This is a genomic window from Streptococcus hyointestinalis, from assembly GCF_041225505.1.
GTDB classification, from domain to species: Bacteria; Bacillota; Bacilli; order Lactobacillales; family Streptococcaceae; genus Streptococcus; species Streptococcus hyointestinalis_B.
Map to the genome: position 1 here is coordinate 1 of NZ_JBCLSK010000024.1, position 15,296 is coordinate 15,296.

Sequence of the window (15,296 nt, forward strand, 5' to 3'; positions counted from 1 at the left end):
ACAGCTCACAGCTCACAGCTCACAGCTCACAGCTCACAGCTCACGCTGATTATGTAATCGGACGTGTTTTTTGTCAAGCTCTAAAACAGGCTTTTTCACATTTTTGTGAGAAAGTTTTTTATGTTGTCTTGGAAAGTGAGGTGCTTGTATGAGTCAGGCATTGGAAACAACGATTCAGCAAGCACTTCGAGAGGTGACAGAAAGTTTTGGTGAACGCTATGTAGTTAACGGACTTTTGAAGAAAGATGCTATTATCACAGATTTGGATAACTATGAAGTCAATTTAGTGAAGCAACTTCTGGAAAATCAAATTTTAAAAGATGCCTTCACTGAAAATATTGCTAATACGACTATTTTAAAAATCAATGATATTATTCAAGTACTTGAAACAGATGAATATTGGTCAAATTCATATACTCGTTACAGTAATAAAATCGGTCTAACAACAAATAATCGCTATTTAGACGAAGTAACAGATGTCGTCCTAGATTTTCCTTACAAAGATACCGTATTAAAGGCAGGAATGAGTAAGGAAGATGTTTCTAAAGAAGATGCTCAAGAGCCCTTTTTAAATGCAATCGTTGCTAGAGAAGAGATTGATGTTCTCCTTGACAGTAAAATTTTCAAAAATGCTAAAAAGTATGGCGAAAATGGTAGTTCTGATGTTTCTGAAATCAAGGATACCGATAATCTGATTATCAAGGGAAATAATTTACTTGCACTTCATAGTTTGAAAAATCGCTACAAAGGGAGTGTAAAACTGATTTATATTGACCCTCCTTACTATTTCATCAAAGAAAAAAAAGAAGATACCTTTGCTTATAATTCCAATTTTAAGTTGTCAACTTGGTTGACTTTCATGAAAAACAGACTTGAAATTGCTAAAGAACTATTAGACAAAGATGGAGCTATATTCGTACAGATTAGTGATGACGGTGTTGGTGAGCTACATGTCTTGCTGAAAGAAATTTTTGGTAAAGAAAATTTCATCAATAAGATTACTTTGAAAACAAAGTCTCCTTCTGGTTTTGCAAGTGTAAATCCAGGAGTGTTTGAGACAGCAGAATATATCTTATCATTCGCTAAAGATAAATCAAAATGGAAATACAATCCTCAATATGTTCGTTCTGATTATGATACTAATTATAATCTCTATATATCAAATAAACATGAACATTTTTCAAAATGGGAAATTGAAAATATTGGTGAGTATGTAGCTAGACAGCAAGGTTACGAAAATAAGAGGTTAGCTATCAAAGAATTAGGTCGTTCATTTTTTGATAATTTAGTTGCAGATTTTGCCTTAGAGCATGCAGAATCAGTATTTCGTTATACAACTATAAACAATAATGCAAGTAATCTTTTAGTTGAACTTAGAGATAAATCTAAAAAAGAACCTGAGATGGTATTTTTCCAAACCAGAGATGAAAACTACGATGTTTATGTCAAAAACGGTCAAGAGATAGCATTCTATTCTAAAAAAATCAGGGAAATTGATGGCGAACGTGTCCCAAGTATTCAGCTATCCAACATTTGGATGGACACTCCTTATGAGGGAATCGCTAAAGAAGGAGGTGTGACCTTAAAAGGTGGGAAAAAACCAGAAAAACTCCTTAGAAGAATTATTGAACTAGCTACCAATAAAGGGGATTTAGTTTTGGATTATCATCTGGGGTCAGGAACAACATCTGCTGTCGCCCACAAGTTGGAACGGCGATATATTGGACTTGAGCAATTAGACTATGGTGAAAACGATAGTGTTGCACGGTTAAGTAGAGTTATCAATGGAGACAAAACCGGCATCTCTAAAGCTGTCAACTGGTCTGGTGGGGGTAGCTTTATCTATGCAGAATTGATGGACAAAAATTCAACTTTTATTGATGCTGTCCTCAATTCTAGCAACTCAGATGAATTAAAAGTTATCTTTGATGACATGAAAACCACGCTTGATTTTGATTTCAGAGTGGATTTACAGGAAGTCTCAAAAACTCTTTGGGGTCAAGATTTCGAGACACAGAAAAAAATCCTTGTGCAGATTATTGATAAAAATCAGCTTTATCATAACTATTCTGAAATTGATGATGAAACCATTAAATCACAACTATCTCAATCAGATTATGATTTCAATAAGAGTTTTTATGGAGAAAAATGATGGTTAGAAAAGCAAAGCCAAAAGAATTGACCTTTGAATTATTTGATGAACTAAAACAGTTGGATATGGATATTTTGCACGAAGAGTCTGGATGGGAGTTGCCACGATATATCATAGACAACCTCAAACATATCCCTCGGTCATATCAGAGTGAAGCTATCCGCTATTTCCACTATACGCAGACGTCAGAAATCTTCAAGCATCGCAATCTGAATCAACTTATGTTTAACATGGCTACAGGGGCTGGGAAAACAGATTTGATGGCTGGTTTGATACTCTATCTTTTCAAAGAGAAAGGCTATCAGAACTTTCTCTTTACGGTTAATACCAACGGAGTTTTGAGTAAGACAATTGACAACCTGACAAATGTTCAGTCGGCTAAGTTTCTTTTCAATTCGCACATCGAAATTGATGGGGAGCGTATCTCAATCAATCACATTTCTGGGAAATTTCCAGATTTTCCCATTAAACACGACATCAACATCAAATTTTTGTCTATCCAGACATTGACAAATGAACTCTTTACCCAAGCTGAAAATGTGATGTCATTAAAAGATTATCAAAGAGAGAAGATGGTCATTCTAGCAGATGAAGCACATCATTATTCTGCTTCTACGAAAAAGAAAAGTAAGGAGGAAATGAAAAAAGCTTCATGGGAAAAGAGTTTGCTGTCACTTCTTCACACACATCCTGAAAATCTCTTACTAGAATTTACGGCAACGCTTGATTTTGACGATGAGACTATCTATGAAAAATATAGAGACAAAGTTATTTACCGTTACGCCTTAGATTCATACATCAAAGATGGATTCTCAAAAAATGTAAGACGGATTCAAACTGGAAATTCTAATGAAGAAAATATGCTCAGTGTGGTTCTTCTCAGTGAGTATAGGCGGAAATTTGCTCTTGAAACATTTGGTATTGACATCAAGCCAATTATCCTTTTCAAATCACAAAAGATTGATGCATCACATGAAGCAAATAGTTTATTCAATGAGATGATTGACAATCTCACGGTAGAGACTTTGAGGGAGTTCCTCACCTCGCAATCGAAAAGTGTCCCTGACGAGCAAAGTCATACTTTACAGTTGGCTTATCAGTATTATCTTGAACAGAACGACCTTTCAACTGTTGTGAAAGAGATAAGGCGTGGGTTTTCACCAGCGAGAATTTTGAACGCAAATGATACAGATAATAGTTCAAAAGGCTTGCTAGAAACAGGACAGTATCAGGCACTTAATTCCCTTGAGTCGCCAAGTAATCTGTATCGTGTTATCTTTGCTGTGGCAAAATTAACAGAAGGTTGGGATGTCCTAAACCTTTACGATATTGTACGTATCAGTAGCTTGGGAAAGATGACTGATAAAAAGGACACTAAGTCAACCAATTCTGAAGCCCAACTGATTGGACGTGGAGCGAGATATAATCCATTTCCCTTGAATCAAAAAATTTCTTATCGAAGAAGATTTGACGAAGATGACGAAACAGCAAGTCTTTTGTTGGAGACATTACATTATCACACACTTAATGAGCCACAGTATATAAAGAATTTGATGGCATCACTTGATAAGATGAATCTTGCTACGGGGACTGATGGGAAAAATCCTCCAATTGAAATCAAATTGAAACCATCATTTAAGAGAACTCGAATCTATAAAACAGGTAAGGTTTACTATAATGAAACTGAGGAAATTCCTGATAGTCATTATAAACAGTTACGTGACTATGGAATTGAAATTTCTAAAATTGCTACTATCCCTTATTTCAAATCTACTTATGAAACAGGCTACCTTACAGCCGAATCAATAGAATTGAAAACGTCCCAATTAAGAGAAATTGATATTCGTTACTTTAAAAAATCGATTAGTCGCTCTAACTTTTTCCGATTTAACAATCTGAAAAAATATCTTCCAAATCTTAAGTCTATAGAAGATTTTTGGGGTGAGAACTGGTTAGATTTACAGAATCTTGTACTATCTGTCATAACGGAAAAAGAAACTATCGTTGAAGATTTTTCAGCTATTGAAAAACTGAAAATTGTTGATAACTTCTTTAACTTACTTAGTTCTAAAATAAAGGCTGGTTATCGTAAAGAAAGGGGGACAAATCGCTTTATTGGTTATCCTATCTCAGAATATCTGGCTGATTATCGCAAAAGAGTACCTAATTATGATACAGCCAAACAGAGTAACTCATTTATCGAGCAAAATGTATCTAATATCGGCTTTGAAAAATTTGACTTCTTTGCCTATCAGTCAGCTATAATCAATAGGAATGAAGAAAATTTAGTCAATGCTATTGCAAACCATGTTGATGAATTGAAAGAAAAATACGGTGATGTATTTCTTATTCGCATGGATGAAAATATGTTAAAAGGCACTGATAAAATTGAACAACTAAAATTGCACCAATTTGAAGAAAAGCCAAGAGAAATCACATTTTCTGGATTCCAACCGGATTTCATTTTACTTCTTCAAAATAAAGATTATTATCTTCAAATTTTCATTGAACCTAAAGGTGAACAATTGGTAGAAAAAGATAGATGGAAAGAAGAACTTCTTTCATATATCAATGACCATCAGGAAGAATTGCTTTTTGAGGATGATGTTGATGGAGTTATCATCAAAGGTCTTAAATTCTACAATAAAGAAAATAGTGAACAGACACTCAATCAATTAGCACAGATAGCTCTTGAAAAGCCACAATTTGGGGGAAATATTAGGATGAACTTATTCTAAAAATCGAAAAGACGATTTCCATTTGGAAGTCGCCTTTTTTGATAGTCTCGAATACTATATGTTGTAGTTGGTGTAAACTGATATATAGTTCCCAAAATTAAAAGAAAAACGATGGAAAGTCTCATTTTAGAAATCAAAAAAGAGATCGAGACTTAGTCTCAACCTCTTGTAAGGAATGAAAAGCAATTACTTTGGAATCCATCCACTCCTTCTCCTCGCTTTTCGAGTCGTGAGAAGAAACCTTAGCGAATGGCTTGTTCAGTTTCCAGGTCAAAGAAGTGTCCTTTGGCTACATTGAAGGTCAATTCTACAGACTCACCTGGATTGTGGAAATCACGCGCATCCACACGTGCTGCAAACTCATCTTCCCCATGACGAACATAAAGCATGGTCTCTGCACCTAAAAGCTCTGCCACACTGACTTCCGCTGTCACAGTCGCATTTGGATAGGCCTCACGGGTGATTGGTTCACTCGAGATATCCTCTGGACGAATACCAAAGATGAGTTTCTTACCTTGATAGCCTTGATCTTCAAGAACTTTAACCTGACCAGCAGGGATTTGCAGACTCAGGCCATGGTCATTGACCAAACGACTGCCCTCCAAGGTTACTTCAAAGAAGTTCATGGCTGGACTACCGATAAAGCCTGCAACAAATTTGTTAGCCGGTGTATTGTAGAGTTCTTGTGGGGTCCCGATCTGCTCTACACGACCAATCGTACCAGAACCATCTGGATTTTTGGTAGAACTCATGATAACGATACGGTCCGCCAGTGTCATGGCTTCGGTCTGGTCGTGGGTCACATAGATGGTTGTTGAACCGATCCGTTGGTGGATTTTAGCAATCTCAGCCCGCATGGATACACGAAGCTTGGCATCCAAGTTTGAGAGAGGTTCATCCATAAGGAAGACCTTGGCATCGCGGACAATAGCCCGACCCATAGCAACCCGTTGACGTTGACCACCCGAAAGGTCAGCTGGCTTACGACTTAAAAACTCTGTCAAGCCCAAGATCTCTGCCGCATCTTTCACTCGCTTGTCAATCTCATCTTTGCTGTATTTGCGCAGTTTGAGACCAAAAGCCATGTTGTCATAAACTGTCATGTGAGGATAAAGGGCATAGTTTTGGAAAACCATGGCAATATCCCGATCTTTAGGGGACTTGTCATTGACAATTTCCCCATCGATCCGCAGTTCTCCCTCGGTGATGTCCTCGAGACCTGCTACCATACGGAGAGTCGTTGATTTCCCACATCCTGAAGGGCCGACAAAGACGATAAATTCCTTGTCCTTGATTTGTAGATTAAAGTCTTCTACGGCATAGTGGGTCGCATTTGGGTATTTTTTGTAAATGTGATTTAGATTTAATTCAACCATTGTCTCTCTCCTTAGTCAAACTGAATTTCTTGGTCATTTTCAGTGACCCGATAGCTGAGGTCTTTAACGTTGATGTCAGCGACAGCTGTCACGGTCTGTTCTTTATTTTGGCGGGTGATACGAATCGTATGCTCATCTACCACCTCTACATGGATAGTCCCCTCTAGATCAAAGGCAGGCGATTGATTGCGGAATCCAAAGAGTTTTAGCATTTTTTTAACGATCGGACGCTCTACTTCTTGAGCAATCTCTTCATTGCTATAATAGTGACGATTAATATTGCGGCCTTCCTTGGTTGCTTCCAGAAGCTCCAGATCATTTTTTCCAGCTAGGAAGCCGACATAGTAGACCTGAGGAATCCCTGGTGCAAAGGCTTGAATCAACCGTGCAAGGAAGTACTTGGCATCATCATCTCCCAAAGCTGAATAGTAGGTTGAGTTAATCTGATAGATGTCCAAGTTATTGTACTCCGCAGTTGAGTATTTGCGTTTAACATTGGCCCCTACCTTATAGAGCTCATTTGACGCAAATTCAATCTCTTCATCTGTCAGAATATCTTTGACGTCCACGACACCAATCCCATCATGGGTATCCAGCGTCGTAAACTGCTTCATCGGGCTCATCTCCAACCACTTGGTCAGACGCTCTACCTTAGTGCTATAAAGGGTATAGAGAGTCACCATCGGCAAGGCAAAATCATATACATAATAGTCATGGTCAGCGATCTTAAACTGGATAGAATAATGTTCATGAATCTCTGGCAAAAGCTCTGCACCAGATGCTGCAGCCATCTCACGCACTTGATCTAACAGCTCCCAGATGTCCGGCTCTACGAAGAAATCATTGGTATCCAGCTTTTTGACAGCGTAGGCGAAGGCATCCAGACGAATCAAATCACAGCCATTGCTAGCCAGGTGCTCAATGGTCCGACGAATGAAGTCCATGGTCACTGGCTTGGTCACATCTAGGTCAATCTGCTCTTCACCAAAGGTATTCCAAAGATTTTCCACTGAACCATCTGCGAAGGTAATTTCCTGCTTAGGTGCCCGATCCTTACGCTTATAGATCAGATCCTCGTCCGCTTGGGTCGGACGATTTTCCGGCCAAAACTTATCCCAGTTGAGAAAGAGGTCCTTGTAGGCACTTTCTTCATGCTTTTCTTGATAATCTTTATAGTACTTAGACTGGCGAGAGATATGATTGATCATAAAGTCAAACATGAGATAGTAACGCTCACCTAAACGTTTGACATCCTCCCAGTTCCCAAAGGCTTGATCTACCTCATCGTAGTCTACCGGAGCAAAGCCTCGATCCCCTGTCGAGGGGAAGAAAGGCAAGAGATGAACTCCACCGACCGCATCACCAAAATGCTTGTCTAAATTATCATAAAGGTCTTTCAAGTTATTGCCTAAACTATCCGAATAGGTAATCAACATGGTCTTATTTTCAATTGGCATTTCTTTCCTCTTTCTAACTTGGTTGATAGATGGTTTCGCTTAATGAGTGTGCAAAAAAGATAAATCCTCTTAGGAGCAAGGCTCCGTCATCGTATTTTCTATATTTCTACAGCCGTTACACCTTTAGGTGTTTACGGATGTTGAGGCCCTATGGGTATGCTTTGAGCTTTTAACCGGCTTTGTATCCTATTATTTCACCGCTCCGTTGCTCATTCCTGCAATGATATTGCGTTGGAAGAAGAGATATACGATGGTGATGGTAATAATCCCAACAACATATGAGGCGAAACTTGGACCGTAGTCATTGAAGTATTGGCCTGCGTAGTTGTATTGGAAAAGAGGCAATGTCCACATTTTTGAATCACGGTTCAAAATCAAGAGTGGCAACATGAAGTCATTCCAGAACCAGAGGGCATTGATGATCATAGTGGTCGCATGCATTGGTTTCATCATTGGGAAGATAATGCGGAAGTAGGTTGTAAACTTCCCAGCACCATCAATCTCTGCTGCTTCATCCAAACTATCTGGGATCGAAATCTTGATATAACCCACGTAAAGGAAAAGAGTTTGCGGAATAGCATAGGTCAGATAGAGGATAATCAATCCGAAGGTATTGGCCAAACCGAGTTTGCTCATCATGACTGTGATCGGAATCATGATAACTTGGAAAGGTACAAAGATTCCCAAAATCAAGAGCATGTACATGATGGTAAAGGCTTTGCGTTTAGACATGTTGCGAGCAATAGAATAAGCTGCCATAGGAACAAAAACCATTACCACTGCTAGCGACAAGACTGTGATTACAATCGAATTCCAATAGTAGCCACCGATGCCATCTGACAACAGACGACTAAAGTTATCCCAAGTAAAGTTAGCTGGCAAGCCAAAGAAATTATCTACAATCTCCTTGGTCGGTTTGAAGGAACTAAAGAGGGTTGCTAGAAGCGGGATCAAAATGAGGATTGCTCCCAAAACGAGCAGAATATATTTCGCAATTGCGGCTTTTCTTTCTTCTTGTTTCATAAGTCCTCTCCTCTTAAATTTCAAATTTTCTAGATATTCTCAATTGGATGAACGAAATCATGACAATCAAGAAGAACAAGATCACAGCAATGGCATTGGCATATCCAAATTGGTTGTTTTTAAAGGCATAGTTATAAACCAAGAGTCCGAGTGAGGTCGTCGCATTGTTAGGACCGCCACCTGTCATGGCAAATACTTGGTCAAAGGCTGTCAATCCACCTTTAAGAGCTAGGATAAAGACCATGGAAATGCTTGGCAAGAGATAAGGCAATTCCACATTCCAGAAGACCTGACGGCTGCTGGCTCCATCGATTCGAGCAGCTTCTGTGATCTCATCTGGGATAGACTGCAAGCCTGCCAAGAAGATAATGATCGGCATCGCTACTCCCTGCCACAAGAGGACAAAGACTGACGCAAAGATGGCTCCCCATTTGGTTCCCAACAGACTAGTTTGTAAAAACTCAATTCCAAGTGCATTTCCAATCGCTGGTAATCCATAGTTAAAGACTTGTTTAAAGATCAAGGCTACGGTCAATCCAGACAAGACTGCTGGAAAGAAGAACCAAGCCCGGAAGAAGGTCTTTCCTTTGATTTTAGAGTTCAAGATCCGAGCAAAGAGAATCCCCAGTACAATCTCACCCACTACTAAAGCTACGGTGATGATCAAGGTAAAACCAATGGCATTGATAAACTTAGGATCCATAAAAAGGAGTTTAAAGTTATTCCAGCCGACAAATTTATAGTTATAAGTCAAACCAGTCCAGTTGGTAAAGCTATAGAAAGCTCCTTGAATCATCGGTACATAGAAGAAGACCGCTTGAAGCAAGAGAGGCACAATTACAAAAGCCCAGCCCCAGTATTTCTGTAATACATTTTTCATTATCTCTACTCCTAATCTACATCTGCTTTCATTGGGTTAAAGAAGGCATTGAGTTCATTGACCATTCCTTGTTTGTCACCAGTCATAACATAGTTCATAGTCAAAGAGTGGAAGTCTGCTTCACTCGTCCAGTATTGATGCAACCAAACCAAGTGACGGTCTGTGAAGGCATATTGTGTCATACCAGCGAGCGGTGAATCTGGTCCTGCTTCTTTTACACCTTCAACGGCAGTTGGTGAGCCGTCCACATCATAGTATTTTTGCATCACTTCAGGTCGTGTCATGTATTCTACAAAAGCATTGGCTTCTTTCGAGTGCTTGCTGGTCGCTGAGATAGACCAACCCAAGTCCCCCGCCCCAATGGTCATACTTTGACCTTTTTCCTTACCAGGCATCATGAAAGTTCCGACCTTAAAGCTAGGTTGTTGCTCATTGATTGCTGTGATCGCCCAAGAACCGTTTGGTGTCATCAAGACATCACCACGTGCAAAGGCACCGATGACGTCAGTATAGCCAGCACCCTCCCAGTTTTTCTGCTTAGAGCCATCCTTACGCAGGATATCTAAGAGGCGAATATCATCTTTCATGACCTGATCGTTTAGGCTGATCGAGTTTGGTTGAGAGTAGCGCAAATACTCATTTGCTTGGGTACCACCACCTGTTGCTTCCGCAAAGGCCAACTGATTGTAACCATTTAACGTCCAAGCTTCAGCTCCAGCGATCCCAAATGGTACCTGCCCTTTTTGGATAATGGTATCTACCAACTGCTCAAATTCATCCCAAGTTTCAGGAACTTTCAAGCCCAATTCTTCAAACTTATCCTTGTTGTAGTAAATACCGTAGGCATTGGCAGTGAAAGGAACATTGTAGACCTTGCCATCGACTGCATATTTTTCAGCGTAGTTGTTTTTGATCCGCTTCATATAATCTTTGTTCGTCAGATCTTCAAACACACCTGCTTTAGCCCATTCTTGAAGTTCAATCGATTGTGGATAAATATTGACCACATCAGGCACATCTCCTGCTAGTACCCTCGTTTTCAAGACTTCTCCCGCATTTGGAACTGTCACCACTTTGACATGAACATCTGGATTTTCCTTTTCAAAATCCGCCGCAATTTCTTCCAAGGTTTTGGTCATTTCCTTCTTCTGATTGAAGTATTCAATGGTGACCTTGCCGTCACTTGATTCATCACTGTTGGTACAACCACTTAGCCCCACTACTGCAAGGGCTGCTAGACTAACAAGCCCAATTTTCTTAAACCACTTCATAATGATCTCCTTTTTAGTTCATTTTTTGAAAGACATATTGTTTACTGAGGAAGTCCCCTTGCGGGAGGACCACGGTCAGGCCAGCATACATGAGTTCAGCACCAGAATAGACTTGCTCACTGCCTTGAAGCTGATAGAGCCCGTCTTCTTCCAAATCTTTCAATTTCAGCGTCGGTTCTACCGTTTCCACCATTGATAGGACCCGAACATAGGTCACGACCACCTGATCCTGATAATTGAATTGAACCGCTGCTTCATTGCTGGTCGCTGTTGGATTGATGAGGCGATACTGCTGACCAAACTGGACGACTGGGCGAAGTGCCTTGTAGTGAGCGATTTGCTCTGCGATCAAGACTTTTTCCGCCTCTTCTAAACTCGTCAGATCCAGCTCATAGCCTAGATTTCCCATCATGGCCACATGCCCTCGGGTATCCAGAGATGTGATCCGCCCCATCTGGTGATTAGGGACAGCTGACACATGGGCCCCCATGGAAATGGTCGGGTAGAGATAGCTTGAGCCGTATTGGATCGGCAAGCGTGCGATGGCATCGGTATTATCACTGGCCCAAACCTGTGGGAAATACCGCATCATTCCAAGATCGTTCCGCCCACCACCACCTGAGCAGGATTCAAAGAGGATGTGCGGGTGTTTTTCCGTCAGATAAGCCACCAAGTCATAGAGGCCTAACAGATAAGCATGGGATTGCTGCTGGGTTTCTAGGTAGCTCCTACCATTTCCCAGATTGGTCATATTACGATTGTAGTCCCATTTGACATAGTCGATGGTATTTTCCGTCAGGATCTTGTCGAGCACTTCTTTGAGATAGCTGACAACTTCTGGATTGGCCAGGTTCAAGACCAGCTGATTTCGTGAGTAGGTATGACCGTAGCCTGGTGTCTGGATAGCCCAGTCGGGATGTGCCCGATAGAGGTCACTATCGACTGAGATCATCTCTGGTTCAAACCATAAGCCAAACTTGAGATTCCGAGCATGGACTTCTTCGATCAAGTCCTGTAGTGGTCCACCTAATTTGTCTTCATTGACCACCCAATCTCCCAGGGCCCTATTGTCATCAAAACGATTGCCAAACCAGCCATCATCAAGAACAAAAAGCTCTACTCCTACTGCCTGAGCCTCATCTGCCAGCTCCAGGAGTTTTTCCTTTTCAAAGTCAAAGTAGGTCGCTTCCCAGTTATTGAGGAGGATAGGACGCTCAGCATGAGCAAAATGTTTGGGAATGATATAATCTGTCACGAAGTCTTGGCTTTCTTGGCTCAAACCTGTCAATCCCTGATGCGAATAGGTCATCAAGGCTACTGGTGTCTCAAACTGCTCACCAGGCTCTAGCACCCAAGCAAAGTTCTCATCTTCAATACCGATTCCTACCCTCACTTCAGTGATCTGACTCTCCTGGGCAAAAGCTTGGAAATTCCCACTATACATGAGTTGGAAAGCCCAGGCTTGACCAGCTGATTCGGTGGTCTCCTGCTCACAGAGGATCAATGCTGGCGTCTGCGCGTGTCCAGAAGCACCACGATTGGAGACCACACTATGAATGCCCTGTTCCAAGTGCTGTCGACGCACTGTTTTTTCACGGGCATAGGCCCCTTGCAGAGTCACCACGTCATAGTCCCCCGCAGGAAAGTCAACCATGGTACTCAAGGCCCGGTGGATGACCACCTGCTCATCTGAGAGATTGCGAATCTGACGATAGGTCACGATGGTGTTGTAGTCTTCCAGCACCGTATAGTAAAGATTGAGTTCCAGCTGAGCAACCGAATCTATCAAGGTAAAGACCAAGGTCTCCGCATTTTCTAGGGAATGTGGATAAGGCAACTGTACCTCTAGCGCCATTCCCTTGACCACCTTAGCTCTATCAAAAACGAAGCGTGTGACATCTGTCACCCCATGCTGAATCTTGAGCGATGGCTGACGAAAATCACCTAACCCATGTAAGCCCAAAATCTGACGTTGGGTATCATAACTATAGGTCCTGACATCGGGATTGAGCTGACCAGAAAAAGCATGGTCTCGCTCATGGATGGCATTGGACTGGTGATAATTCAACACCTTACGACCAAAATGACGAAGCAAGAGATCCCCATCCCTCTCTTCAATAATGAGAGACAGATCCTTACTAGTGACGTAGTAGGTGCGGTCTGAAATAACAATACTCATTAAAATCTCCTTTTTCATACTCTTCGAAAATCAAAGTGAACCTTTGTCAGCTCCAATAGTCCAGTGGACTATTGGAGGTTGGAAATAAAGCAAAACTTGATTTGCATCAAACTTGCCTAACTACAGTTATATTGACACGACCTTCAGTCGTTTTATCTACAACCTCAAATCCTCTCCCAGAGCATTTGAGCGACTCGCTTTCGCGTCTCATTTTAATTTTCATTGAGTATCAGTCACTGCGCCAAAATATATGCGTTTTCTTTATAGGTATTATTGTAACCTATGCACACGCTTTTTTTAATAGAAATTTGTTGGGATGATATGGTAGAATGTTAGATGGAGGTAGAAAAATGTTACGATTTGCAGAATACCAAACGGATGCGATTGATTTAGGAATTGAATTTTACGGCTACGAAGATTGCCGAGCAAACTACGCTTTTGGTCCCACCATCCGTAAATATTATGTCATCCACTATATCACCAAGGGTAAGGGAACCTTCCACTATCAGGGGCAGGTCCATGAGTTACAGGCCGGAGATTTCTTTCTTCTCAAGCCCAATGAACTCACCTACTATCAAGCAGACAGCCAGGACCCTTGGTCTTATTACTGGTTTGGTATGTCAGGGACCAAGGCCCAGGACTACTTCTCCCTGTCTACCTTAGGTGAGACCGGTGTCCTCCATCAGGGGCCACACACTGATATTCTGCAGGAGATTATTCAGACAGCGATTGACACCGCTCAAACCCTTCACAAGGATCCTCTCCACCATCTGCTCCTCCTCAGCAGTATGTACCGTTTTCTTTTTTATCTCCATTCCTATTTTCCAAATAAAGAAAAGCCAGAGATACACCCCAGCCAAAAACTATACTATAGTACAAAAAAAATCATTGATACCCAGTATGATGATTTAAAACTTTCAATTAGTTCCATCGCCCAATCGCTCAATGTAAACCGTAGTTATCTGACCTCGGTCTTTAAGGACTATCACCAGATATCTCCCAAGGAGTATCTCCTAAAAGTCCGCATGACGCGTGCCTGTGAACTGCTCAAACACAGCCAGGAGCCCATCAAAATTATCGCCTATTCTGTCGGCTACCAGGATCCCTTACACTTTTCCAAAGCTTTTAAAAAATACTACCAACAGTCCCCAAGGGAGTACCGAGAAGAACGACAAGACACCACTCTGCCTTAATCATCTCCATCACCATATATGCTCCACAATAGAAAGGTCTATATGCCCCTTTTTCAACGAACTATTAAACTGACCCTGGCCACCTGTCTAGCAGCCTTTTTAGCTAGTTTTTGGGGAGCCAGTTACGCGACAACCGCAGGTATCATCGCCCTGCTCAGTGTTTCTGAGACCAGGCGCAGCACCCTCAAGCTCGCCTACAAGCGTCTTCTGTCCATGCTCCTGGCCCTCGCCCTTGCTAGTCTATCCTTTGCAGTCTTTGGCTTTCAGCTCTGGTCTCTCAGTCTCTATCTCCTCATCTATATCCCTCTAGCCTACCAACTTGGCTGGGAGATCGGCATCACACCTAGCACAGTCCTTGTGACCCACCTTCTGCTCGAAGAGAGTATCGCCCTCCCACTACTGGCAAATGAAGTCTTGATTTTTCTGATCGGCACCCTCATCGCCCTGAGTGTCAATCTCTATATGCCTGACCGACAAAATAAGTTGACGGACTATCACACCCGTGTTGAAAACCTACTTCGATCTATCTTAAAACGATTTGAAACCTTCCTCCGACTCGGAGATGGCCGAAATGATGCCGAGCTCATCAAAAAACTCGATCAAGAACTAGAAGAAGCCATGGAGCTTGCCTTCTTGGATCAGTCTGACCAGCTTCTCCATCAGACAACTTATCATGTCGCCTACTTCGAGATGCGACGGGAGCAAAACTATATCCTCAAGGCTATGGCGCAAAACATCAACCACTGTCAGTTTTCTGTCGAAGAAAGTACCATCCTAGCCGACCTCTTTGCCTATGTCGCAGAAGAGCTCAGCCAGGAAAATCCAGCCCAAGATCTGCTTGACAAAATCCAGCACTATTTAGCTATCTTCCGCCAGCGTCCCCTCCCCCAAACCAGGGAGGAATTTGAATCACGCGCCACACTCCTCCAACTCCTACGAGACCTGTACGTCTTCGTTCAGATCAAGGTAGATTTCGCCCAACATCACGCTCAATCCAGTCAAAAAGCATAGGAAACAAGTTAAACAC

10 protein-coding genes are annotated in these 15,296 nt (G+C 41.6%); 4 read left to right on the top strand and 6 right to left on the bottom strand.

Features of this window, described 5'->3' with window-relative positions; translation table 11 throughout:
- Positions 1–148 precede the first annotated feature (148 nt).
- Complete coding sequence (locus AALA56_RS06670; protein ID WP_369909324.1) at positions 149–2,152, top strand: DNA methyltransferase; 2,004 nt, start codon at positions 149–151, stop codon at positions 2,150–2,152.
- The gene (locus AALA56_RS06675) at positions 2,152–4,890 is read left to right on the top strand and encodes a DEAD/DEAH box helicase family protein (RefSeq protein WP_369909325.1); all 2,739 of its coding nucleotides are present in this window, start codon (positions 2,152–2,154) and stop codon (positions 4,888–4,890) included. Before AALA56_RS06670 ends, AALA56_RS06675 begins: the two co-directional genes overlap by 1 nt.
- Positions 4,891–5,132: 242 nt before the next feature.
- Here the strand turns inward: AALA56_RS06675 and AALA56_RS06680 are convergent, their stop codons facing one another.
- From AALA56_RS06680 to AALA56_RS06705, 6 genes are all read right to left on the bottom strand, one after another.
- A complete protein-coding gene (locus AALA56_RS06680) occupies positions 5,133–6,266 on the bottom strand; it encodes an ABC transporter ATP-binding protein (protein WP_369909326.1) in 1,134 nt (377 codons plus the stop codon).
- 11 nt (positions 6,267–6,277) lie between these two features.
- Entirely contained in the window at positions 6,278–7,723 is a 1,446-nt protein-coding gene (gene gtfA, locus AALA56_RS06685; protein ID WP_369909327.1) for a sucrose phosphorylase, read from the bottom strand.
- Between the two features lie 189 nt (positions 7,724–7,912).
- Positions 7,913–8,746: a carbohydrate ABC transporter permease gene (locus AALA56_RS06690; RefSeq protein WP_369909328.1), complete on the bottom strand. Its 834-nt coding sequence runs from the start codon at positions 8,744–8,746 to the stop codon at positions 7,913–7,915.
- Positions 8,747–8,759: 13 nt separating this feature from the next.
- Positions 8,760–9,626 carry a carbohydrate ABC transporter permease gene (locus AALA56_RS06695; RefSeq protein WP_369909329.1) on the bottom strand — a complete coding sequence of 289 codons (867 nt, stop codon included), beginning with the start codon at positions 9,624–9,626 and terminating at the stop codon, positions 8,760–8,762.
- 11 nt (positions 9,627–9,637) lie between these two features.
- Entirely contained in the window at positions 9,638–10,897 is a 1,260-nt protein-coding gene (locus AALA56_RS06700) for an extracellular solute-binding protein (protein ID WP_369909330.1), read from the bottom strand.
- Between the two features lie 13 nt (positions 10,898–10,910).
- The gene (locus AALA56_RS06705; RefSeq protein ID WP_369909331.1) at positions 10,911–13,076 is read right to left on the bottom strand and encodes an alpha-galactosidase; all 2,166 of its coding nucleotides are present in this window, start codon (positions 13,074–13,076) and stop codon (positions 10,911–10,913) included.
- Between the two features lie 350 nt (positions 13,077–13,426).
- On the opposite strand from AALA56_RS06705, the gene AALA56_RS06710 reads away from it, so the two are divergent.
- A complete protein-coding gene (locus tag AALA56_RS06710) occupies positions 13,427–14,269 on the top strand; it encodes an AraC family transcriptional regulator (protein ID WP_369909332.1) in 843 nt (280 codons plus the stop codon).
- A 42-nt stretch (positions 14,270–14,311) separates the two neighbouring features.
- Entirely contained in the window at positions 14,312–15,280 is a 969-nt protein-coding gene (locus AALA56_RS06715; RefSeq protein WP_369909333.1) for an aromatic acid exporter family protein, read from the top strand.
- Positions 15,281–15,296 lie beyond the last annotated feature (16 nt).

What these genes read in the sequence shown, in the direction of transcription:
- AALA56_RS06670 (WP_369909324.1), top strand. Translation starts at nt 149, where the DNA reads ATGAGTCAGGCATTGGAAACAACGATTCAGCAAGCACTTCGAGAGGTG.
- AALA56_RS06675 (WP_369909325.1), top strand. Translation starts at nt 2,152, where the DNA reads ATGGTTAGAAAAGCAAAGCCAAAAGAATTGACCTTTGAATTATTTGAT.
- AALA56_RS06680 (WP_369909326.1), bottom strand. Translation starts at nt 6,266, where the DNA reads ATGGTTGAATTAAATCTAAATCACATTTACAAAAAATACCCAAATGCG.
- gtfA (WP_369909327.1), bottom strand. Translation starts at nt 7,723, where the DNA reads ATGCCAATTGAAAATAAGACCATGTTGATTACCTATTCGGATAGTTTA.
- AALA56_RS06690 (WP_369909328.1), bottom strand. Translation starts at nt 8,746, where the DNA reads ATGAAACAAGAAGAAAGAAAAGCCGCAATTGCGAAATATATTCTGCTC.
- AALA56_RS06695 (WP_369909329.1), bottom strand. Translation starts at nt 9,626, where the DNA reads ATGAAAAATGTATTACAGAAATACTGGGGCTGGGCTTTTGTAATTGTG.
- AALA56_RS06700 (WP_369909330.1), bottom strand. Translation starts at nt 10,897, where the DNA reads ATGAAGTGGTTTAAGAAAATTGGGCTTGTTAGTCTAGCAGCCCTTGCA.
- AALA56_RS06705 (WP_369909331.1), bottom strand. Translation starts at nt 13,076, where the DNA reads ATGAGTATTGTTATTTCAGACCGCACCTACTACGTCACTAGTAAGGAT.
- AALA56_RS06710 (WP_369909332.1), top strand. Translation starts at nt 13,427, where the DNA reads ATGTTACGATTTGCAGAATACCAAACGGATGCGATTGATTTAGGAATT.
- AALA56_RS06715 (WP_369909333.1), top strand. Translation starts at nt 14,312, where the DNA reads ATGCCCCTTTTTCAACGAACTATTAAACTGACCCTGGCCACCTGTCTA.